Origin of the sequence: Sporosarcina sp. FSL K6-6792, assembly GCF_038004885.1 — a bacterium.
Taxonomy (GTDB): domain Bacteria; phylum Bacillota; class Bacilli; order Bacillales_A; family Planococcaceae; genus Sporosarcina; species Sporosarcina psychrophila.
Genome location: NZ_JBBOSA010000001.1, coordinates 579,101 through 598,761 on the forward strand (window position 1 = coordinate 579,101; position 19,661 = coordinate 598,761).

The window sequence follows — 19,661 nt, forward strand, 5'->3', positions numbered from 1 at the left end:
TGAACTGAAGTCTAAGCAGAAAAAAGGTGTCCGATTAAATCGGACACCTCTACCTATTAAAATTAGTTCGTTTTCATTTTATCACGAAGAACCATTTGCAGGATTCCGCCGTGACGGTAGTAGTCAACTTCAACTTCTGAGTCAAAGCGTGCTAGTACGTCGAATTCTTTGACAGAACCGTTTTTCGCAGTTGCTGTTACTTTCAGAATGTCGCGTGGTTTAACGCCTTCTGCGATATTAACGTTGATTTCTTCTTCACCAGTAAGGCCAAGTGTTTCAGCACTATCGCCTTTCATGAATTGAAGTGGAAGTACGCCCATCATAACAAGGTTTGAACGGTGAATACGCTCGTAGCTTTCAGCGATAACTGTTCTGATACCGAGAAGTGATGTACCTTTCGCAGCCCAGTCACGTGAAGAACCCATTCCGTAGTCTTTACCCGTGATGATTGCAAGACCCGTGCCTTCTTCTTGATACTTCATAGCAGCATCATAAATTGGCATAATCTCTTTTGTTGGCCAGTAAGTCGTGAATCCGCCTTCTGTGCCTTTCGCAATTTGGTTACGAATACGTATATTAGCGAATGTACCGCGCATCATTACTTCATGGTTACCACGGCGTGAACCGTACGAGTTGAAGAAACGAGGGCTTACGCCATTGTCGATCAAGTATTTACCAGCCGGTGTATCTTTACCGATTGCGCCTGCAGGTGAAATATGGTCCGTTGTGATTGAATCGCCAAATTTACCAATGACACGAAGCCCTGAAAGTGCTTGAATGTCAGCCGGTTCTTTTGCAAGTCCTTCGAAGAATGGTGGGTTTTGAATATACGTTGAGTTTTCATCGAAATCATACAATGAATCGTCTGTAGTTTCAATTGCATTCCATGCTTCGTTCTCAGTGAATACCCGTGCATATTCTTTACGGAATAACTCAGGAGTAACTGTTGATTTAACAACTGCTTGAATTTCTTCCGTAGTAGGCCAAATATCTTTGAAGAAGACATCAAAGCCTTCTTTGTCTTTACCAATTGGATCTTTTTCGAAGTCGATATCGACTGTTCCAGCAAGTGCATAAGCAACAACAAGTGGCGGTGAAGCCAAGTAGTTTGCTTTCACAAGTGGGTGAATACGTCCTTCAAAGTTACGGTTACCAGAAAGAACTGAAGACATTAGCATATCGTTGCCCATGATTGCTTTTTCAATTTCAGGAAGTAGCGGTCCAGAGTTACCGATACATGTAGTACAGCCGTATCCAACTGTGTTGAATCCGATTTGATCCAAGAACACATTAAGTCCTGAATCTTCCAGGTACCCTGTAACGACTTTTGAACCTGGTGCAAGAGATGTTTTCACGTAAGCTGGTGGTGTAAGTCCTTTTTCAACAGCTTTTTTCGCAACAAGTCCAGCACCCAACATAACATATGGATTAGATGTGTTTGTACATGAAGTGATTGCAGCGATTGCAAGGTCACCTGTTTTAATTTCGACAGAACGTCCGTCTTCGAATTCGATTGTAGCTTTTTTCGTTAGCTCTTTAGGAGAGAATCCGAAACCTTGGTTCCCTTCAGGTGCAACAACTGCTTCGTTGAATGAGCTTTGCATTTCTGTAAGAGGAATCAAATCTTGTGGACGTTTCGGTCCAGCAAGGTTCGCTACAATACCAGTAAGGTCGATTTCGACAACATCAGTGTATGTTGGTTCTTCGTTTTCTACAGTGAAGAACATATCGTTCTCAACTAGGTATTGTTTAACTACTGCAATATCGCTATCTTCACGGCCAGTTAAACGCATGTAATCAAGTGCTTCTTCATCTACTGGGAAGAATCCGCATGTTGCACCGTATTCAGGCGCCATGTTCGCAATTGTTGCACGGTCTGCAAGTGGTAAATGAGCAACACCTGGTCCGAAGAACTCAACGAATTTACCAACAACGCCATGTGCACGAAGTGTTTGTGTCACTTTCAGCGCTAGGTCAGTTGCTGTCGTTCCGTTTGGAAGCTGACCAACAAGTTTTACACCGATAACTTCTGGAATCGGGAAGTATGAAGGTTGTCCGAGCATGCCCGCTTCAGCTTCAATACCACCAACACCCCATCCAAGAACACCGATACCGTTGATCATCGTCGTGTGGGAGTCAGTTCCTACAAGTGTATCCGGGTATGTTTCGAATGTGCCATCTTCGTTTTCAACTGCATGGACAACATTTGCCAAGTACTCAAGGTTAACTTGGTGAACGATTCCTGTTGCAGGTGGTACTGCACGGTAGTTGTCATAAGCTTTTTGTGCCCAGCTTAGGAATTGGTAACGTTCTGCGTTACGCTCGAACTCAAGTTCCATGTTCAGGTTAAGCGCTTCTGCCGAACCATAACGGTCAACTTGTACAGAGTGGTCAATAACAAGATCAACTGGAATTTCAGGATTGATTTTATTAGGGTCGCCGCCCATTGCTGCCATTGCTGAACGAAGTGATGCAAGGTCAACAACAACAGGTACACCCGTGAAGTCTTGAAGGATAACGCGTGACGGTTTGAATGGTACTTCTGCATCCGCTTCGGCATCTTTCCCCCATTTTGCCAAGTTTTCGACATGATTGTCTTTGATGACATAGCCGTCGTGTTGACGTAGGACGGATTCAAGTAGCACTTTAATCGAGTAAGGTAGATTGGAAACTTTAGCGATACCGGCTTCTTCGAGTGCGGCAAGACGATAATAGTTATATGTCTTACCGTTCAGATCGAATGACGTACGGCTGTTGTGCAAATTGCTTTTTGCCATTATTGAATTCCTCCTTCTATCTGCTGAAAACAACTGAAAAGGCTATAAATAAGCGTCTTTTCTCTACTTCATCATATAATATCAACCCACATAAGTAAAATACATTAACTTTATAGTCTATCATAAGTTAATGTTATGACTCCCCTCCCTCTTAAGAACTCTTCATAATACGTAAGATAGTTTGCAAGTAATTTGTCATAAAAACGCGACTAGGATCGTACTGCTGTCGGATATCTTCATGAAACATTTGAGATTTGGTGACAGTTTCCGCAGTTGTTTATTCTTCAAATCGTTCACTTTTTCGAAATGTGGCCACCCGTTGTATATCTCGATTAGCATGTATACCCATTAAATTTAGGGGCAAGCGTCCAATTCTTAGTACTTAATGAAACGCGATGAACTCCTTTTCCTCTTCTTGCGTGGGACTGAGAAGAACATCATCACCAGTAGCGACTATGCATTCAATTGGGGGATGAACGCAAAATGGATGTGCATGCATGAAGTCATGAATTTCTTCGATGCAAGCTTCAAAAGTACGCTAGGGAATCGCATATTTCGTCTCTGTGAATTTGACGAGCTGCGGTGAAGGGAGCACTTAATAATACATACCCCTTTTTGGAGCGTTTGGAACACTTTTAGCAGAAATTAATGAAGTAGTCACTAAATTATGGCATGATGGAATGAAAAGGGGTGTTATAAAGTGAAGAAAGCGTTGTTAGTTATTGATTATACAATGGATTTCGTGGCTGAAGATGGTGCGCTTACATGCGGAGAACCGGGAATTCACTTGGAAAAATATATCACCGAGTTAACGAGGAAATTTTTAGACGACAATCATTTCGTTGTGATGCCAATTGATGTGCATGATTTAGACGATTTGTACCATCCTGAAACAAAACAATTTCCTCCACATAATATACGTGGGACTACCGGCAGGAATCTGTATGGTTCCCTTCAACAATTGTATGATGAGCGCAAAGAAGAAATCCATTGGATGGACAAAACACGTTTCAGTGCATTTGCGGGCACAGATTTGGAGTTGCTTCTTCGAGCGCGCAGAATTACCGAATTGCATCTGGTTGGTGTCTGTACGGATATTTGCATCCTTCATACAGCTGTCGATGCATACAACCGCGGATTTGACATTGTCGTCCACGAAAAAGGTGTTGCGAGCTTCGATCCTGCAGGTCATGCATGGGCACTTCGTCATTTTGAAAATACGCTAGGTGTTACTGTTGTCCGCTAACACTCTTGAAATTTCGGTAATTTTTTCCTTCAAGATGTTTAAAGGCATGTAATAAAGGTAATTGCAAAGACTATAGAGGAAATTTTAAATTACTAAAAAGGAGATGGACAGTATGAGTTTCATTTGGTTTTTGATTATTGGTGGGATTATCGGTTGGCTTGCAGGAATGATTTTGGGAAGAGATATCCCGGGTGGAATTATTGGTAACATTATCGCTGGTATTATTGGTGCATGGATTGGTGGAATGCTACTTGGGCAATGGGGTCCGAAAATTTCTGACTTCTATATTGTCCCTGCTTTCATTGGAGCGATTATCCTCGTGTTCATTGTGAGCTTTATTATGAAATCAATGCGTAAAGCTTCATAATTCCAATTAATAACGAAGAACAAAAGCGGAAACGCCTGCCACGTCTAGACGTGAAATATCGCCTTTCATAGGTGATCCCTAGGCCAAGAATTTTATAATTTACAAAACAATAAAAAGATGGACCCCAATATACTGGCGGTCCATCTTTTTAATCTTATTTATTGGCTGCTTCCATGTCAACTCGTTGGACTTCGAATTCATTGAAAAATCGCAATACGTCCTGTACGTACTTTTCACTGCGGTTATAATTGAAAATAGCCTTTTCCAAGTCTCCATCTGCTGCGCCACTTTTTGAAAGATAGTTGGCGGCACTAAAAATTGCGTCTTCGATATCATATGGATCGGCTATGCCGTCACCATTCCCATCGACACCGTATCCGCCGTATTCTTTGATGATAGCGGGATTTGTCTTGTCTTTTTCAGGAATTTCGCCTTTTCCAAGACCGCTACATCCCGGGTAAGTCCAGCCGACAAATGTGCAAGGCATGAACTGCATATGTCCTTCTGCACCCACGGGTGAAAGAAGCGGATCCATCGTTGAAAACCGCGTTTCAATGCGGTGATGTGCTGCAAGGAGTGTCCACGGGATACCATAAACCTCCGCCGCCTCTTTATAGATAGGAATGTACTCTTCCGGAATTGACGTTGCAGTGTGACGTTCCCCTATGTCGAGCAATGCACTTGCAGATTTCCGAATGAGTTCTGGATTGTTCAAACCTGTCCAAATAATAGCTGTTAATATGAAGATAGTAACAGTAATCGGGATAAGCAGGATGATAAGCATTGCTTTCATTTTTATAGATAAGCCTTTACGTTTTTGTTTTTTCATCTTTCCACCCCGTTAGATCCAGTATTGCTTTTGTTTAGTTACGCACCTTCTTTACTAAGTGCTTTCATATCCTTAACGATTTCATCAAATGGTACATCTGTCATACCGTCATAGGTTTTGACGACTTCCCCTTTTTGATTGACAAGAGAAAAGTAAGTTGCGTGCATTACCTGATCCGAATCAGGTATATCAGCAACAAGCGTCTTGAAGGACTTCGCAGCGAAGTCAGTAATTTTCTCTTGTGTATACCCAGTCAGCATTTCCCATCTGCTTTGATCCAGGACGTCATACAAGTCAAGGTAATCTTGCATCGCTTCCGGCGTATCCACATCGGGATCAATACTGAATGATACGATTTTGTAATCTTCAATGCCTTCATCAATAAGTTTTTTGTCAAGGTCTGCCATGTTCATCATCATCGGCGGACATGCACTTGTACAAACAGTGAAAACAAATTGTGCCAGCCATACTTTCCCTTTCATATCATCCAATGAAACCTTCTCATTGTGCTGGTTTGTAAATTCAAACGGTTCAATTTTATAATTATGCTCCGCTTTGAACCCACCAGCAGAACACGCACTTAAAATAAGCACTACAAGTAATACATAAGGTAGTAAAAGTTTTTTTCTCATTTGTCTTCCTCCACTATCAATTGATACGTTCATCATATCGGAAGTAATGGCTTCAAACAAGCGAGGAGCTGATTGCTTCCATGACGAATCCGTGACTTATTTGTGAAGTTCACTTCATCTTTTAAGGAAAAGAGTACATCGTCTATATCGACAAGTTTCGTTTCGATTCGCTGCAAGAGATAAAGTTAATCTTCAATCAGAGTGGGGGCTTGATCCCCCACTTATTCTTCTTGTGTCCTTGAAGACTTGAAATGGGGATCTTACTGCCCGTTAATGCGGGATAAAATGAAGAAAAGTGGAGAGTCATTTACCTCGAAAGAATCAGAATAAATTCCTCCAACCGCATTCTTAAATTTACGGGTTGCCATGACTATCCCCTTCTTTGTGTCCTTATATAGTCTGAAATTAAAGAAAGGAATACATTGTCCGTGTGTTTTTTTACAAAAGCTCTTATAATGGTGAATAGAATGGAAGAGGTGAAGACTGTTGCAGCAAGATCTATTTATGTGGTTCATCATTTTCTGGTGCGTTGTCCTCATAGGGCTATTCGGCATCGGCGGCTTTTTCATGTTCCGGAAATTTTTGAAAGTGTTCCCAAAAGCGGACGGAAAATCTACACTTGACTGGGAAGAGCATTATGTGGAGAGCTCTCTGCACCTTTGGAATGACGAGGCGAAACTTTTGTTGAATGAGCTAGTTGTCCCAGTACCGGAATTATTCCGCCCCGTAGCGAAGCAAAAAATCGCGGGTAAGATTGGCGAGATAGCACTTGAGGAAAATGCGAAGAAAATTGATTCCGATCTTATTGTCCGCGGATATATACAAGCAACGCCAAAACGGGACCATAAATTTTTGCGCAAGAAAATGGCCGAAATGAAGATTGATCTAACTCCATATGAACATTTATTTTGATTGAACAAAAGTGGCTCAAGGGGCATCTAAAATCTCTGAGTTTTAAATTATTCCCTGTGCGAGATTTCATTATTTTCTAAGGAACAAGTAAAAGGTGTCCGCATTTAATTGCGGACACCTTTTACTTGTTTAACTTCTTTTATTTTATTGTACTTGATAAGCATACCAATCCGCCAAGGGATAATCATGCCAAATGCAAGAATCCAGAACATGCCGCCCAGTTCCCCTACATCTATTGTATTACTTAGAAGCAGCTTCCCGACGAGCCGGACAATAAGAAGCCCAAGTAGAATAAATAGGAATGCTTTTGACCGTTTCATATAGATATCGTCATCTTTACGTTCGAAATTTGTCGTTTTTATCAAGATAATTGAGAACAGTATCCCAACAAGGAGGGCTTCTAGCACCTGAGACAGCGGCACCCGAAATTCTTCGAATATGAACATCAGCGCACCCGTCGACATAAAGAGGGGCGGCAAGATGATCTTCAGTGGGGTAACAGGTCTCTTCGCCGCTTTCGTCCTAACAATCAGCGCAATCAATCCCATAACTAGCGCAAGTACGGTTGAACCGATAATGAGGTAAACCGGGGGCACCTTTGTGAAAACTGTTTCAATTAGTTCATTCATATTATTTCCCCCAAGCGATACTTCAATTCTTCTATTCGAATAAAACGTGCAAATCGAGCATACTCTTTCCCTTCATTGAACAGGAGGACAACTGGCGCTGTAAATAACGAAAGTTGTCCTGCTATTTCTGGCACTTCTGCCACATTAACTGTATAAAATGGTATTGGAAAGTCTACTTTAAGTGCTTTCACTTGTGGATATAGTCCCTCACAGACTGAACAGTTATCGGTTTTCACGAAAAGGAGTAATGCTCTTTCTCTTTCAACGTATTCCATCCATTCACCGAATGATCCGATTTGCTTCATCGGAATCCCTCCCATTTAACTCAAAAACCTTGGAAATCTCCGAAAATTGGGCTGAGCAAACTTGTTAAATACGTCAATCCATCGAAGAACAGCAAAATTCCGAATGCAATCATGACGGCGCCCCCAATTTTCATTATCAAGCCACTATTTTTCCGAATCCAACCGAGACGGGTTATAAAGAACGACAGAACAAAGAATGGAATCGCAAAACCGAAGACATACATCAGCATATAGATAACTCCTGATCCTGGGTTTGTCGCAGAGAGTCCCATGATTACCCCGATTATCGGTCCTGAGCACGGTGTCCAACCAGCGGCGAATGCAAGCCCAATTAATAAGCTCCCAAAATAACCTGAAGGACGGTTTTTAAACTGTAGTTTCTTTTCGCCCATAAGAAACTTAGGTGTGTATACACCAGCAATCATAAGGCCAAATAACACCATAAAGACTGCCCCGAGTTGTCTTAGTATTTCTTGATTTTCTACAAAAAATGTCCCTACCAACGACGTAGCGAAACCAAGTACGACAAAAATAATTGAAAATCCGATTAAAAAGAACAGTGTATGTAGTGTACCGCTTCTGCTCATGCGTTTCGAATCCGATTTTAGATCATCCAGTGACATGCCCGTAATATACGAAATGAATGCTGGGTACAGCGGCAATGTACACGGAGAGATGAAACTTAAGAAACCGGCACCGAAAGCGAGAAATAGATTTAAGTCTGTTGCCATTATTCTCTCCCCTTCAATTTTTCTTCCTCAATCGTATCAAAAGAAGCGTCAAATTACGTCTAATATGTCTGTGAACAGTTTATGACATTTCCGCGGAACATAGTCACAGGTCTCTGTCTCTCGCTGCAATGACTACTTAAAACCTATATACTATCGGCTTAAAAACCGCCTACCCAATATGGGCAGGCGGTTTTAGTTCGTGACAATATGAAGGCAATCTAAATTCGCCACGTGCTGCGGGTGCATAGAAGGAGGTAGTTCAACCCTTCCCCATTGCATGAGCCATCCACTGCAGCTCAAGTCATTTATCAGATAACATCTTCCAAAATATTGTTTTGAAGTAGATACATCTTATGGTAGAGCCCTTTTTTTAGCAGTAATTCCTGGTGTGTTCCACGTTCGACGATTTCGCCTTTGTGCAGGACGAGAATTAGTTCTGCGTCTTGAATTGTGCTGAGCCTATGAGCAATTGCGATTGTTGTGCGCCCTTTTCTCATTTTCTCAAGGCTCGATTGAATTGCTACTTCTGTTTCTGTATCGATATTGGCAGTTGCTTCATCGAGAACGAGTATTTTAGGATTCGTCGCGATTGTACGTGCAAATGCAACTAGTTGGCGCTGCCCACTTGAGAATGTGGAGCCACGTTCTGTTACTTTTTGAGCATATTTGTCTGGTAGTTTTTCGATGAATTCATTTGCTTGGACGAACTCAGCTGCTGCTCTTACTTCCCCAGACGTCATTTCCTTATCATGTAAACGAATGTTGCTTTCGATGTCCCCGTAGAATAGAAACGGGTCTTGCAAGACAAGTCCTGTCTTCTTCCGCAGTTCTTCTTTCGGGTATTCTTTCAGCGAAACATCATCGATATAAATACCACCACGCTCATATTCATAGAAACGCATTAGCAAGTTGATGATGGAGCTTTTACCGCTACCGGTATGACCGACGAGGGCAACAGTCTCACCTGCATTCGCGGTGAATGAAATATTTTTCAATACGTCGGCTTGTCCGTCATAAGAAAACGATACATCACGGAATTCGATTTTACCATTTTGAATTTCGGCTTGTTTATTATCTTGTTGCTCCGGTTCCATATCAGGATCATCCATTAACTTAAAGACTCGCGATGCTGCAACCATCGCTTGTTGGAAAATAGATAATCGTTGCATTACTTGTTGAACAGGTTGGAATAAACGGCCAATCAAAGTTGTAAATACATAGAGTATCCCCACTTCCACAGGACTGGCAAGTGATAAAAATCCGAAGTATCCGAGTACAAAAATGATTGCTCCAGCGTACAGTAAATCGATTGCCGGGCCCAGCAGGACACTGTCAAATTTGATGTTACGCATTCCCGCACGGAAATGTTTTTCATTAATATCATCAAATTCTGCCTCTAACCGATCTTCCTGTCTAAAGGCTTGAATCATCCCCATTCCGGATAATGATTCAGCTATTTTAGCGTTGAGCTGACTTAATCGCTCACGAATATCTTGATAAAAATCAGCACTATAGCGTCTGTAGACGACAATAACGGCTAAAAACAAAGGCAATAATAACAAGGAAATAAACGCCAACTTTGCATTAAGTGAAAATAATGCAATATAAACGCCAATAATTACAAATATAGCTTGTAAAAACGTGACAATGACACTGACAAACATTTCTTTGATTGCTTCCGTATCATTCGTCACACGTGACACGATACTTCCAGCAGGTGTTTTATCAAAATAACGCATGCCGAGCCCTTGTACCTTTGAAAACACGTCGATGCGCATTTGCTGAATGATTTTCAGAGCAATATCTTGGAAACGTATCAACTGAAAATAAGAGACGATGACCATGAATATCTGAATACTTATATAGACAATTGCGATATTCGTGATGAGACTCCTTTGAAAACTCATGGTAGCTAGATGGTTATCAATGAATTGTTGAATAATTAAGGGTCCTACGATACTGCCCGCGACCGTCAAAACAAGCAAGACAAGCGCAATAATTACGCTCTTTTTATGAGGGATGATATAACGCAACAATCTTATTAAGACAACCCATTGATCTTTCGCTGTTAATTTTGGTTGTTTTTCTGCTGACATTATTCCTCGCCTCCTTGTTCGACAAGCACTTCGAGTTGCTGCAGTTCATACATTTCTTTATATCTTCCATTCATTTCGAGTAGTTCTTCATGCGTTCCAGCTTCGACAATCGTACCTTCATGCAGAATGATGATTTTATGTGCATGTTGGAGGGCACTTAATCGGTGAGAGGTAATAATTGTCGTCTCGCCTGTACGTGTTTGTTTGAGTGATTGTAAAATCGCTTCTTCCGTTTTGGCGTCGACAGCCGATAAGGAATCATCCAAAAGCAGTAATTCGGGTTCCATGATTAATGCACGGGCAATGGAAATTCGCTGTTTCTGACCACCGGATAACGATACACCACGTTCTCCAACAATAGTGTCATATCCTTCTGTAAATCCTAAAATGTCTTCATGGATATGCGCAAGCCGTGCAGCTTCATGAATTTTATCTGTTCCAATTCTAGGGTTTGTAAAGGCTATATTTTCAGCAAGTGTCGTTGAAAATAGGAAGTGATCTTGTGGTACATAACCGATTGACTCTCTTAAACGTTGCTGCTTATATTGATTGATAGGTTTGTCTCCATAGACGATACTTCCTTTGTATCCTTCAAACTCTCTAAGCAATAGCTTTAAAATCGCTGTTTTACCTGATCCTGTTTTACCCACAACGCCCATTGTTTCTCCTCGTTTTAACGTGAAGTGAACATTGTGTAATGCAGCACGTTCATCACCTGGGAATTTAAACTCGTCTATATCGAAATGTAAATCGCCTTCTGGTCTTCTATCAATCGCACCCGTTACGTCTTTAATTTCTGGTGCAACGGACAACAATTCTGTAATCCGGCTGTAAGATGCATTTCCACGCTCTACAATATTAAATAGGAAGCCGAATGCAAGCATTGGCCAGACAAGTAGTCCAAGGTATGTACTGAACGCTACCATGTCTCCAATTGACATGTCGCCTGCAATAATAAACTTCGTTCCAAAATAGAAAGACAAAATGTATGAAATTGCAAATATCCCTGTAATCGTCGGATCAAATAATGCATCTACTTTGGCGACACGCATATTTTTACCAACGACATCTGTAGACAAGCTTGTAAAATCTTCAATATCTTCGTTTTTCTGACCAAATGTTTTGATGACCTTAATGCCAGATATACTTTCCTGCGTTTTGTCATTCAAATTCGAGAATGCTTCTTGGGCAAACCGGAATCGCTTGCGCAATAGTTTTCCATAATAGCTTGTCAGGAAAATCATGAATGGCAGTGGAATAAGTGCAATTAATGTCAATTTCCAATTGATGGTGATGGCCATCGTCAAAATGACAAATCCACCTGTTGAGATGGAATCGACCAGTGTCAAAATCCCCATACCGGCTGTTTGCTGTACAGCATTTATATCGTTTGTGGCATGAGCCATTAAATCTCCCACACGTCGTTTTTGGTAGAATGATGGCGACATTCTCGTGAAATGGTTGAATAATTTTTCACGCATTGTTCTGGATAACAAAACGGCTGAACCAAAAATCATAACACGCCAGTAATAGCGCGCAATATACATGAGGATACCTGCCACAGCTAGGATAATAAGCCATTTTGTGAGCCCTTCAGCTGTTAAAGAACCCTCTGTAATATCATCGACGACAATTCCGATAATTTTCGGAGGCAACAATTGCAATAGGGAAACGAAAACAAGCATCGCAATCCCGAAAAGATACTGCTTCTTGCGCTGTTTAAAAAACCAGCCAAGCTGTAATAAAACCTTCACGCTACTCCCCCTACTTTTCATTAAAATTAGACCTTTGATTAGTTTAGCAAAAGTCTGAACAATATAAAAGGTCCGAGATTCAAATAATTCGGATTCAGAAGTAGTATTAGTTTTCAAAATGGGATAATGTATGCTGCTTCTTCATATAATTGAGGTGAAACGCTAGCGGATCGTAAGGAGGTAATAAATATGAGGAACAAAATACACATATATTTACTTGTACTAATAGCCATGATAGTCAGTTCAGCTTGTTCGTATACTAGTGAAAAAGCTGTTCTAAACGGTGATGTCGTCAATATGCACGGGCCTGTCTATAACTATCCGGCGTTTGAATCGTTCTTGGAAAGTATGGAGATGGAGGAAGCGGCTACAGTCCGTATTGCGAATTACACGCTTGAAGGAGATCCAACAGTATATAATCTTTCTTTTCAAGACTCCACGATCCACTTGGAGATAGATCGTTCAAAAAATAAAAATAGAGGGAAGGATTCCGTTAAAACGAACATGACATGTACGGATCTCCTAGAAGAGGAAGGGCAACAATTATTTATCTACACACTTAAAGGATGTGATTCATCCGCTGAAAGCTTTACGATTCTAAGTGTGTCGAAAGAGCATGTGGACGAACACGGGCATTAGGTATGGCTGATGGATACTAATTGGACTTTTATACAATGAATGATTTTCCAACACTTCTTGTAGTGGCATCCACATCTGGTACTCCCTTTCTTCTGGTATTGATTCTGACACAAAAGAAAACAGATTAAGAGTTCTTTTACCAAAATGCGAAGAGTACACGGATATCATTGGTAAAGTAATATACAGTAAAAAGACCGTTTGATGTGCAACTACCAAACGATCTTTAATAACATAATATCGCTCCAAAGGCGATCAGCAAACTCTACAGAATAATCCGCTCATTTTCTTGGTGACTCAAGGGCGGATTATTTCATTTGTGCTAATGCGATTAGAATAGCGGAGCGATCATAAGGACGATTGCTTGAAAGAGTTCACGAACAACACTGTCCCAGAGGATGTGGGTCAGGCCTTGTAAAAGGTCCTCTCATGCTGAAGTAACCATTCCTTTCTCCACAAACCACCTGCATAACCTGTTAATTTCCCATTAGACCCGATAATTCGATGACAAGGAATCACGATACTTAGCTTGTTTTTTCCGTTTGCAGTTCCTACTGCCCTGACGGCTTTTTCATTCCCAATTGAAACAGCAATATCTTTGTAGGATACCGTTTCAGCACAGGATACTTTTGTCAAAGCGTTCCAAACTGATTTTTGAAAGTCTGTTCCTTCGAATTTGTAAGGAAATGTAAACTCGTGACGCTCACCTTTAAAATATTGCTCAATTTGATCATAGCAATCCACTAAAGACGCAGGAGTTTCTGCTTGCTTCCTATTTGTCACACTATCCTCTTCAGAAAACATTATTGAATAAATAGCCTCATCTGTACCTATTATTTCAATTACTCCAATCGGTGATTCATAATCTAGTTTATGTAGTTTACTCATGTAAGAACCTCCGCAGATAAGAATGCTGATAATGACGACTTTCGGATTGTATTAAGTCCCTCCTAAAACTTCTTTTGATTTTCTTTGTTAGATATTTAATGGGTACTTGTATTTTCTCAAATTGAAAAGAAGTAGAAGTAGTTTTTTTCTTTCGTAAAACCGATTTTTTCATAAAGCTTTTGTGCTGGTACATTTTCTATATTGGTCTCAAGTAATACTCCTTTTGCACCTGTATCCGCTGCAAATGCAATGGCTTTTTTAATTAACTTTTCGCCAAACCCTTTGCCACGAACACTTTCCATTACATACAAATCGTTTAAGATCCAAGTCCGCTTGAGACTAACAGATGAAAAAGAAGGATATAATTGAACAAAGCCAATAGGATTATTTTCATCAAAGGCTATAAAAATAACAGATTCCTCGTTGCTTAATCTGTCTTTAATAAACTCTTTTGCACCATTAATATTTGATTTTTGTTGATAAAATACTCTGTATAAGTCCAACAGCTCTGCTAATGAATCAAGGTCATTTCCTGTTGCTTTTAGAATGCTCATACGTGAATCTCCCTTATAATTATTATATTTCTGAATTAATCAACTTTACCACAAATTGATTTGCAATTGTCCTCGAACCAGCCTTTCTTTTTGTCCAACTTATAGTTTGATTTTTTCTTTGAACTGTTATCCCAGGTAAAAAACAAACAATAGTTTACATAATAATATTATGCGCCTTGAATTTGTTTAGCTTTCTATACCACTTAATTTGCCACATTGTCCTTATATAATCCTCATAACAAAAAACGAGCTAAATATCAGCTCGTTATTTGATTACTTTAAAATACTTATAATTCCATTTTCTCTTCCCTTTCAAATTTCTCCCGCAATGCCTCTTCCACATATTCACTCATTGACTGGTCTTTTTCTTTGGCAATCTCCTGTAATTTATCCAGCAGATTGTTTGGTAAATCAAATGTTGTGCGCCTGTATCCGCTAATAAGCGTCCACTCGCCTTCTTTGATTACAACATCGCCTAAAACGAGAAATCTCTTAATAATACTTTCTGTAAGTATCTCCGGAACAGGTATCGATAGCTCAATTTCTCCGCTTTTTATCGACAAATCAATATGTGTGTCGTGCTCACGGATGCGAATGTTTTCAATCCCCCATATTTGATAGACGAAATCAAGGAAATCAAACGATTCCTGTAAGTCTTTTGGTAGTGAAAAGTCTGTATACCCTTTAACTCTACTATTCGGACGATGAATCGGATACACCGCTTCATACTGATAAATATGGATACCATTCGTAAAAGGAATCCATGTCCGCGATTGCAAATAGAAGCCCCATTCCTGGTTGTCGTTGCGCAATACACGCATATCTTGTCCCTGTTGTGTACGGAAAAGCTGGTATAGTACGATATCAAATTTAGCATCATAAAATTCAACCCGTGTCCCCCGCACAGACGCTGTCCGTTCGATTTCTTGTGTGATCCATACCGCCGTTTCATCTGGAATGGAATAGATTGTGCGTTCATCTCCAACAGGCAATTCATCAACGGGTAAATCAGTTTCTCGAATTAAGGCATATATGCGCTGCGTTGTCACGCCCAATTGTTTAGCGAGTTCAGAAGGCCGAAGCCCCATCGGTTGATTGCGTTGTCGTTCTGCAGCAAGTGTGTCGACTTCTTCCCGTTTGTACCTCACTTCTCGTATCAGGCGATGTGGGTCTTCTATTTTAATGATTTTCTTTTGTTTCGCATAGTGGTAGACAGTAGCCTTCGATATACCAAGTATATCCGCTACCTCTTGTCTTGTGTACCAATCATTCAATTCAATCTCTCCTGTCTTAAGTATATAAACTTCATAAATAAAATTAAATGAGCGTTACTACTTTATTTGACATAGCCTAAATTCTATTTAGTAATTCAAATAATTTCGCAATGATAAAGTCAGTGACTTAATTAGATTAATAATAAATTCAATTCTTATATACTATAAAATAACTTAACTTTAATAGCAACTTAATATCATATCGAAATACAATAGAATTTAATCAATAAAATATTATACATAAACAAAGGAACTGTTTTTTTATGTTATATTAAAGTTGTGTTAAAATAGATAGGTTAATTGAAAATTATTGTATCTGTTTTCATGTAGATTTCATTTCTATAGAGACTTGTTAGAAATATATAGATTTTGAATACAAAGTGTTTAATCTTTACTATTTTAAAGGTGGATATAATAGTTGTAACTGACTATTTTTGAATTATTTGCGGTACATACTAACTTTTTATTTTATTATAAATAGTTTGACTTAAAAGGTGGAATTGGTGTTAAAAATAATGATTGGATTCTAAAAAGACATAATGCGTATTTTGGTGAATTGAATAAAGGGGTGTTAAGTCTATCGTATTTTCAGTGAGTGTAACTAAACAGTTGCAAATAAGTGTTTTAAAAATGGAGCTACAGGATCTATCAACTTTGCCGGCTCTTCAAAATCGTTTAGATGAAGCAGAGAAAGATGGACAAAAGGCTTTTCATGATTTTACGGATCCAGACATGATGAAATGGTTTCTTTACGAACGCCGCCACTTGAACCAAAAAAATGATCGGACGGAGAGGACAGTTAGAGAGTATGAGCGTGAACTTTTGCTCTTCATCGAACAGCTCTTTACATACAGTACAGAAATTGATGTAGATGTCGCCTATATAATAGAAGGTTCTCTGTTTAAATCACTTCAATCACGTCATTTAAGAAGGTATCAAGAGTGGTTAGCAACTGAAAGTCCATATGTGGTGAGCAAAGGGGCATACTCCCCTGCAACGCTAGAACGGAAAACAACGATACTCAAAGCATTTTTTGCATTTCTGCATCGTGTGGGCTATATTCAGGAACCGATTCAACAGGGATTACGGATTGCGACCGTTCGAAAAGATGATCGACCTAATCGGGATTTAGGACCAGTCGATGTCGTAATGCTACTGAACACATTTAGAGACATGCAGCAACCAATCATGTTTACGATTATTCACGTCTTAACAACAACCGGAATTCGGAATGAAGAATTTTGTACCTTGCAGGTGAAAGACTTAAATGTGGATTCTATTCAAGGCGGCTATTATTTGGATGTGTTGGGGAAAGGGAATAAGAGACGGCATGTTCCGTTGAAAGAGAAAGTGGTCCATAGCATTCATAGTTTTCGCAATGCACGGGGCCTATTGCCAATCGAACGAGCGCATCTGGATGATCCGCTTTTTACAACGAATACAGGACGAGCATATTCCCCCTCATATTTATCGCAGTATGTGAAAAAGGAGATTACAAGCTTAGAACAGCTGAAGTTATCGGATCAAACGATGAAGATCACCCCACACGTATTCCGCCATGCCTTCGCAATCATCTCAAAACTAAATGGCGTAGATATTTACGACATCATGCGATCCCTTGGACACGAGAAGATTGAAACGACAATGATTTACTTGGAAAAGGTCTTCGAGAAGGAACGTCATGCAATTCATTCGTGGAAATCGGAAGGTTTTGGGGAGTATATTTAGGGGCGAAAAAAGGTAGCACCTCCGTCTTTAGAATGACGGAGGTGCTACCTTTTTGCTTGAATTGAATGAGTAGGTATTAATTATGATGTTCCAATAATTCTTAATACTTCATCCAGTTCAATCACGGTCAATTCTGCAATTTTTGCTGCTAGCGTTTTTTCGTATGCATGTTGAGGAAGAATCCTCTTTTCTGGGAGTGTGCCGACCACCCTTGAGCTACCTATTCAATTACACCATATATACGTTCTTTAGACGTCTTCCAACTTAAATACTCGTTAAAAAGACCTTCCCTCTATTACTTTTCGAGGATTCCGCGATACGAATGGCTTCCTGTACATCCAGTAGATCAAATTGAAATTCCGGTTTCATCAGTCTTAACCATTTGTTCTGTATCAATTCGATTATGTGGTTAAATGTTTCATGCCATGTCTGTACTGAAACCCGTTGATTCCAATGTCGTAGATGGAATAATTTAATATGTACCTTTGACTTATTCGAAATGGCTGCCCAGTCTATAGGTTCTCCTGACAAAAGACCAATCGTAACTAATACCCCATTGGATTTAACACAAAATGCTAACTCCGTACCTTCAAATCCGCCAATCGAATCGATGGCAGCCGTTGCACCATAGCCATTTGTAAGCTCCATAACTAGGATATGTAATGAAGTTTCTGAAGTGTTTATGACATGGTCAGCTCCCAGTTGAAGTAACTCCTCTGTATAGGCATTATTTCTTGTGACAGCAATCAGTCGAAAACCTATAATTTTGGATAACTGAGCATATATGCGCCCAATCGCAGAACCGCAAGCATTGACGAGTAAAGTATCCCCCTGTTTTAACTTTAGTTCCTCTGTACATATGATCCATGCGGTTAAGGGATTGATATATAATTGCGCAGCTGTAAAATCGTCTATTGTATTTGGTAAAGGTACGGCCAAATCTGCTGCTGTTCTAACATATTCCTGCCATGTCCCTTCCCCTCGCAATGGCAGAACACGCCTGCCTATAAATTGTTGGGAAACCCCAGGTCCTACCTCTTCTACAATACCAACACCTTCGTAACCAGGAATGCCTGGCAAAGAAATACGATGTGAATACGCACCCTTAATAGGAATTAAATCAGAAGGATTGATAGGGCGTATCTTCATTCTCACAAGGAACTCGCCTTTCAAAGGAGGTTGAATGTTTTTGTCCTCGAATTTTAAAACCTCTTCTGGATTTCCAAATTCGTGAAATGTTATGCATTTAGCCAACAAATGAATCAACCATCTTTAACTTAACTTGATATAACCGCATCGCCTTCAAGTCCCCTTCATACTCAAAGATCCCCTGCTCGATTAAACAACGAAGCCGGTACTCGATCCATTCAATCCCCCTGTATTGTTCCATATGGCCACATACTTCACCAACAACACGCGCGGCTTTGATAAAATCGAACGTTTCCTCTTCTGCATGCATCCTATTGGCACAAGTAATGATGAAGTCATCATCACAATCTATATTCGTATTATGCCAGAGCTCATTGTCCCCCCATGTACGAATAAGATATGGTTCATTGGACAGCATACTACGGCCTTCTTCAAGCAACATGTTCCAGCCTTCCTTGCATAAGGCTTCTCGCTTTTCCGGCCGTACAGGCCGCATGTCGAATTGCTCGTAAAATAATAATAAATCCTGCCCATTTGACGTTTGCGGATAGTTCTCTTCTGCTAGCGCAGGATATGTATAGAGCTCATGGAAAGCAGTAAAGGTATTGAGGATAGAAACGGTATTCCATTTGTCTTTCAGCAATGCAAGGACAATACGTAATCCAGATTGTTCATGGGCGTTATTGCCTGTCCAGATCACAATATCTTGATAGGATGGAATTGCTTTGATTCTATCAATGGCTTCTGTCATCCCATGCATATATGCATCCCGCTCATTGATTGCATCTTGGTATCGATCTTTCAACCACTGAAAGCGCGCTTGAATCCCTTCTTTTGTATGCAAGCCTTTCACAGGACCAACCGATAAAATATCAGGTAATACAAGGACCTCTTCAGTTTCTTCATAAGCAGTGCCATGAAATGCAACTTGTAAGCTACCAGCTGTCGAATTACCACAAACAATATGTACTGTTTGTGGATGACCAGCTGGTTGTGCAATCATTAGCGATTGTTTTATTTCGCGTAATTTTTTGACAAATTGTCCCGGCTCATTCGTTTCAGCTTGTAAAAACAGTTGAAAAAGCAACGACTTGGCGTCTATATCGCTTAATTTGGTTATCGCCTGTTTGAGCTGGTTGGTATTGTCCAATAAT

The 19,661-nt window shown here is 40.1% G+C and carries 20 protein-coding genes; 5 read left to right on the forward strand and 15 right to left on the reverse strand.

Annotated features, from left to right (window positions below; all coding sequences use genetic code 11):
* Nucleotides 1-62 precede the first annotated feature (62 nt).
* The gene (gene acnA, locus MKZ26_RS02765; RefSeq protein WP_340764232.1) at nucleotides 63-2,777 is read right to left on the reverse strand and encodes an aconitate hydratase AcnA; all 2,715 of its coding nucleotides are present in this window, start codon (nucleotides 2,775-2,777) and stop codon (nucleotides 63-65) included.
* A gap of 382 nt (nucleotides 2,778-3,159) precedes the next feature.
* Entirely contained in the window at nucleotides 3,160-3,297 is a 138-nt protein-coding gene (locus tag MKZ26_RS22305) for a hypothetical protein (protein ID WP_445683449.1), read from the reverse strand.
* Between the two features lie 180 nt (nucleotides 3,298-3,477).
* Between MKZ26_RS22305 and MKZ26_RS02770 the strand changes: the two genes are divergently transcribed.
* Nucleotides 3,478-4,023: a cysteine hydrolase family protein gene (locus tag MKZ26_RS02770; protein ID WP_340764233.1), complete on the forward strand. Its 546-nt coding sequence runs from the start codon at nucleotides 3,478-3,480 to the stop codon at nucleotides 4,021-4,023.
* Between the two features lie 112 nt (nucleotides 4,024-4,135).
* The gene (locus MKZ26_RS02775) at nucleotides 4,136-4,390 is read left to right on the forward strand and encodes a GlsB/YeaQ/YmgE family stress response membrane protein (RefSeq protein WP_340764234.1); all 255 of its coding nucleotides are present in this window, start codon (nucleotides 4,136-4,138) and stop codon (nucleotides 4,388-4,390) included.
* Nucleotides 4,391-4,544: 154 nt separating this feature from the next.
* On the opposite strand, the gene MKZ26_RS02780 is transcribed toward MKZ26_RS02775, so the two are convergent.
* Nucleotides 4,545-5,219 carry a lytic transglycosylase domain-containing protein gene (locus MKZ26_RS02780; RefSeq protein WP_067209284.1) on the reverse strand — a complete coding sequence of 225 codons (675 nt, stop codon included), beginning with the start codon at nucleotides 5,217-5,219 and terminating at the stop codon, nucleotides 4,545-4,547.
* Between the two features lie 38 nt (nucleotides 5,220-5,257).
* Nucleotides 5,258-5,851, reverse strand: coding sequence for an SCO family protein (locus MKZ26_RS02785; RefSeq protein ID WP_067209282.1), 594 nt, complete (start codon nucleotides 5,849-5,851; stop codon nucleotides 5,258-5,260).
* A gap of 504 nt (nucleotides 5,852-6,355) precedes the next feature.
* On the opposite strand from MKZ26_RS02785, the gene MKZ26_RS02790 reads away from it, so the two are divergent.
* Nucleotides 6,356-6,763, forward strand: a complete 408-nt coding sequence (locus MKZ26_RS02790) for a DUF2621 domain-containing protein (protein WP_156476164.1) — start codon at nucleotides 6,356-6,358, stop codon at nucleotides 6,761-6,763.
* A 104-nt stretch (nucleotides 6,764-6,867) separates the two neighbouring features.
* Here the strand turns inward: MKZ26_RS02790 and MKZ26_RS02795 are convergent, their stop codons facing one another.
* From MKZ26_RS02795 to MKZ26_RS02815, 5 genes are all read right to left on the reverse strand, one after another.
* Nucleotides 6,868-7,392: a CcdC family protein gene (locus MKZ26_RS02795; protein WP_340764235.1), complete on the reverse strand. Its 525-nt coding sequence runs from the start codon at nucleotides 7,390-7,392 to the stop codon at nucleotides 6,868-6,870.
* Complete coding sequence (locus MKZ26_RS02800; RefSeq protein ID WP_340764236.1) at nucleotides 7,389-7,697, reverse strand: thioredoxin family protein; 309 nt, start codon at nucleotides 7,695-7,697, stop codon at nucleotides 7,389-7,391. The genes MKZ26_RS02795 and MKZ26_RS02800 overlap by 4 nt, the downstream gene beginning before the upstream one ends.
* A gap of 20 nt (nucleotides 7,698-7,717) precedes the next feature.
* Nucleotides 7,718-8,428: a cytochrome c biogenesis CcdA family protein gene (locus MKZ26_RS02805; protein ID WP_340764238.1), complete on the reverse strand. Its 711-nt coding sequence runs from the start codon at nucleotides 8,426-8,428 to the stop codon at nucleotides 7,718-7,720.
* A gap of 308 nt (nucleotides 8,429-8,736) precedes the next feature.
* Nucleotides 8,737-10,524, reverse strand: coding sequence for an ABC transporter ATP-binding protein (locus MKZ26_RS02810; RefSeq protein WP_340764239.1), 1,788 nt, complete (start codon nucleotides 10,522-10,524; stop codon nucleotides 8,737-8,739).
* A complete protein-coding gene (locus tag MKZ26_RS02815; RefSeq protein ID WP_340764241.1) occupies nucleotides 10,524-12,278 on the reverse strand; it encodes an ABC transporter transmembrane domain-containing protein in 1,755 nt (584 codons plus the stop codon). Before MKZ26_RS02815 ends, MKZ26_RS02810 begins: the two co-directional genes overlap by 1 nt.
* A gap of 189 nt (nucleotides 12,279-12,467) precedes the next feature.
* Here MKZ26_RS02815 and MKZ26_RS02820 point away from each other — a divergent pair, with 189 nt between their 5' ends.
* Entirely contained in the window at nucleotides 12,468-12,917 is a 450-nt protein-coding gene (locus MKZ26_RS02820; RefSeq protein WP_340764243.1) for a DUF4362 domain-containing protein, read from the forward strand.
* Between the two features lie 402 nt (nucleotides 12,918-13,319).
* Here the strand turns inward: MKZ26_RS02820 and MKZ26_RS02825 are convergent, their stop codons facing one another.
* From MKZ26_RS02825 to MKZ26_RS02835, 3 genes are all read right to left on the reverse strand, one after another.
* Entirely contained in the window at nucleotides 13,320-13,802 is a 483-nt protein-coding gene (locus MKZ26_RS02825) for a methylated-DNA--[protein]-cysteine S-methyltransferase (protein ID WP_340764244.1), read from the reverse strand.
* Between the two features lie 116 nt (nucleotides 13,803-13,918).
* Nucleotides 13,919-14,356, reverse strand: coding sequence for a GNAT family N-acetyltransferase (locus MKZ26_RS02830; RefSeq protein WP_340764247.1), 438 nt, complete (start codon nucleotides 14,354-14,356; stop codon nucleotides 13,919-13,921).
* Between the two features lie 287 nt (nucleotides 14,357-14,643).
* Nucleotides 14,644-15,630 carry a helix-turn-helix domain-containing protein gene (locus MKZ26_RS02835; RefSeq protein WP_340764249.1) on the reverse strand — a complete coding sequence of 329 codons (987 nt, stop codon included), beginning with the start codon at nucleotides 15,628-15,630 and terminating at the stop codon, nucleotides 14,644-14,646.
* Nucleotides 15,631-16,260: 630 nt separating this feature from the next.
* On the opposite strand from MKZ26_RS02835, the gene MKZ26_RS02840 reads away from it, so the two are divergent.
* A complete protein-coding gene (locus MKZ26_RS02840; protein ID WP_340764250.1) occupies nucleotides 16,261-17,358 on the forward strand; it encodes a tyrosine-type recombinase/integrase in 1,098 nt (365 codons plus the stop codon).
* 80 nt (nucleotides 17,359-17,438) lie between these two features.
* Here the strand turns inward: MKZ26_RS02840 and MKZ26_RS02845 are convergent, their stop codons facing one another.
* The 3 genes from MKZ26_RS02845 to MKZ26_RS02855 are packed head-to-tail and all read right to left on the reverse strand — an operon-like array spanning nucleotide 17,439 to nucleotide 19,657.
* Nucleotides 17,439-17,567 carry a hypothetical protein gene (locus MKZ26_RS02845; protein WP_340742114.1) on the reverse strand — a complete coding sequence of 43 codons (129 nt, stop codon included), beginning with the start codon at nucleotides 17,565-17,567 and terminating at the stop codon, nucleotides 17,439-17,441.
* A gap of 55 nt (nucleotides 17,568-17,622) precedes the next feature.
* Nucleotides 17,623-18,615 carry a zinc-dependent alcohol dehydrogenase family protein gene (locus tag MKZ26_RS02850; RefSeq protein ID WP_340764252.1) on the reverse strand — a complete coding sequence of 331 codons (993 nt, stop codon included), beginning with the start codon at nucleotides 18,613-18,615 and terminating at the stop codon, nucleotides 17,623-17,625.
* On the reverse strand, nucleotides 18,605-19,657 hold the full coding sequence (locus tag MKZ26_RS02855; protein ID WP_340764254.1) for a DUF1835 domain-containing protein: 1,053 nt from the start codon (nucleotides 19,655-19,657) through the stop codon (nucleotides 18,605-18,607). Before MKZ26_RS02855 ends, MKZ26_RS02850 begins: the two co-directional genes overlap by 11 nt.
* Between the last annotated feature and the right edge of the window lie 4 nt (nucleotides 19,658-19,661).

What these genes read in the sequence shown, in the direction of transcription:
- MKZ26_RS02830 (WP_340764247.1), bottom strand. Translation starts at nt 14,356, where the DNA reads ATGAGCATTCTAAAAGCAACAGGAAATGACCTTGATTCATTAGCAGAG.
- MKZ26_RS02840 (WP_340764250.1), top strand. Translation starts at nt 16,261, where the DNA reads ATGGAGCTACAGGATCTATCAACTTTGCCGGCTCTTCAAAATCGTTTA.
- acnA (WP_340764232.1), bottom strand. Translation starts at nt 2,777, where the DNA reads ATGGCAAAAAGCAATTTGCACAACAGCCGTACGTCATTCGATCTGAAC.
- MKZ26_RS02790 (WP_156476164.1), top strand. Translation starts at nt 6,356, where the DNA reads ATGTGGTTCATCATTTTCTGGTGCGTTGTCCTCATAGGGCTATTCGGC.
- MKZ26_RS02805 (WP_340764238.1), bottom strand. Translation starts at nt 8,428, where the DNA reads ATGGCAACAGACTTAAATCTATTTCTCGCTTTCGGTGCCGGTTTCTTA.
- MKZ26_RS02780 (WP_067209284.1), bottom strand. Translation starts at nt 5,219, where the DNA reads ATGAAAAAACAAAAACGTAAAGGCTTATCTATAAAAATGAAAGCAATG.
- MKZ26_RS02800 (WP_340764236.1), bottom strand. Translation starts at nt 7,697, where the DNA reads ATGAAGCAAATCGGATCATTCGGTGAATGGATGGAATACGTTGAAAGA.
- MKZ26_RS02785 (WP_067209282.1), bottom strand. Translation starts at nt 5,851, where the DNA reads ATGAGAAAAAAACTTTTACTACCTTATGTATTACTTGTAGTGCTTATT.
- MKZ26_RS02795 (WP_340764235.1), bottom strand. Translation starts at nt 7,392, where the DNA reads ATGAATGAACTAATTGAAACAGTTTTCACAAAGGTGCCCCCGGTTTAC.
- MKZ26_RS02775 (WP_340764234.1), top strand. Translation starts at nt 4,136, where the DNA reads ATGAGTTTCATTTGGTTTTTGATTATTGGTGGGATTATCGGTTGGCTT.
- MKZ26_RS02820 (WP_340764243.1), top strand. Translation starts at nt 12,468, where the DNA reads ATGAGGAACAAAATACACATATATTTACTTGTACTAATAGCCATGATA.
- MKZ26_RS02825 (WP_340764244.1), bottom strand. Translation starts at nt 13,802, where the DNA reads ATGAGTAAACTACATAAACTAGATTATGAATCACCGATTGGAGTAATT.
- MKZ26_RS02810 (WP_340764239.1), bottom strand. Translation starts at nt 10,524, where the DNA reads ATGTCAGCAGAAAAACAACCAAAATTAACAGCGAAAGATCAATGGGTT.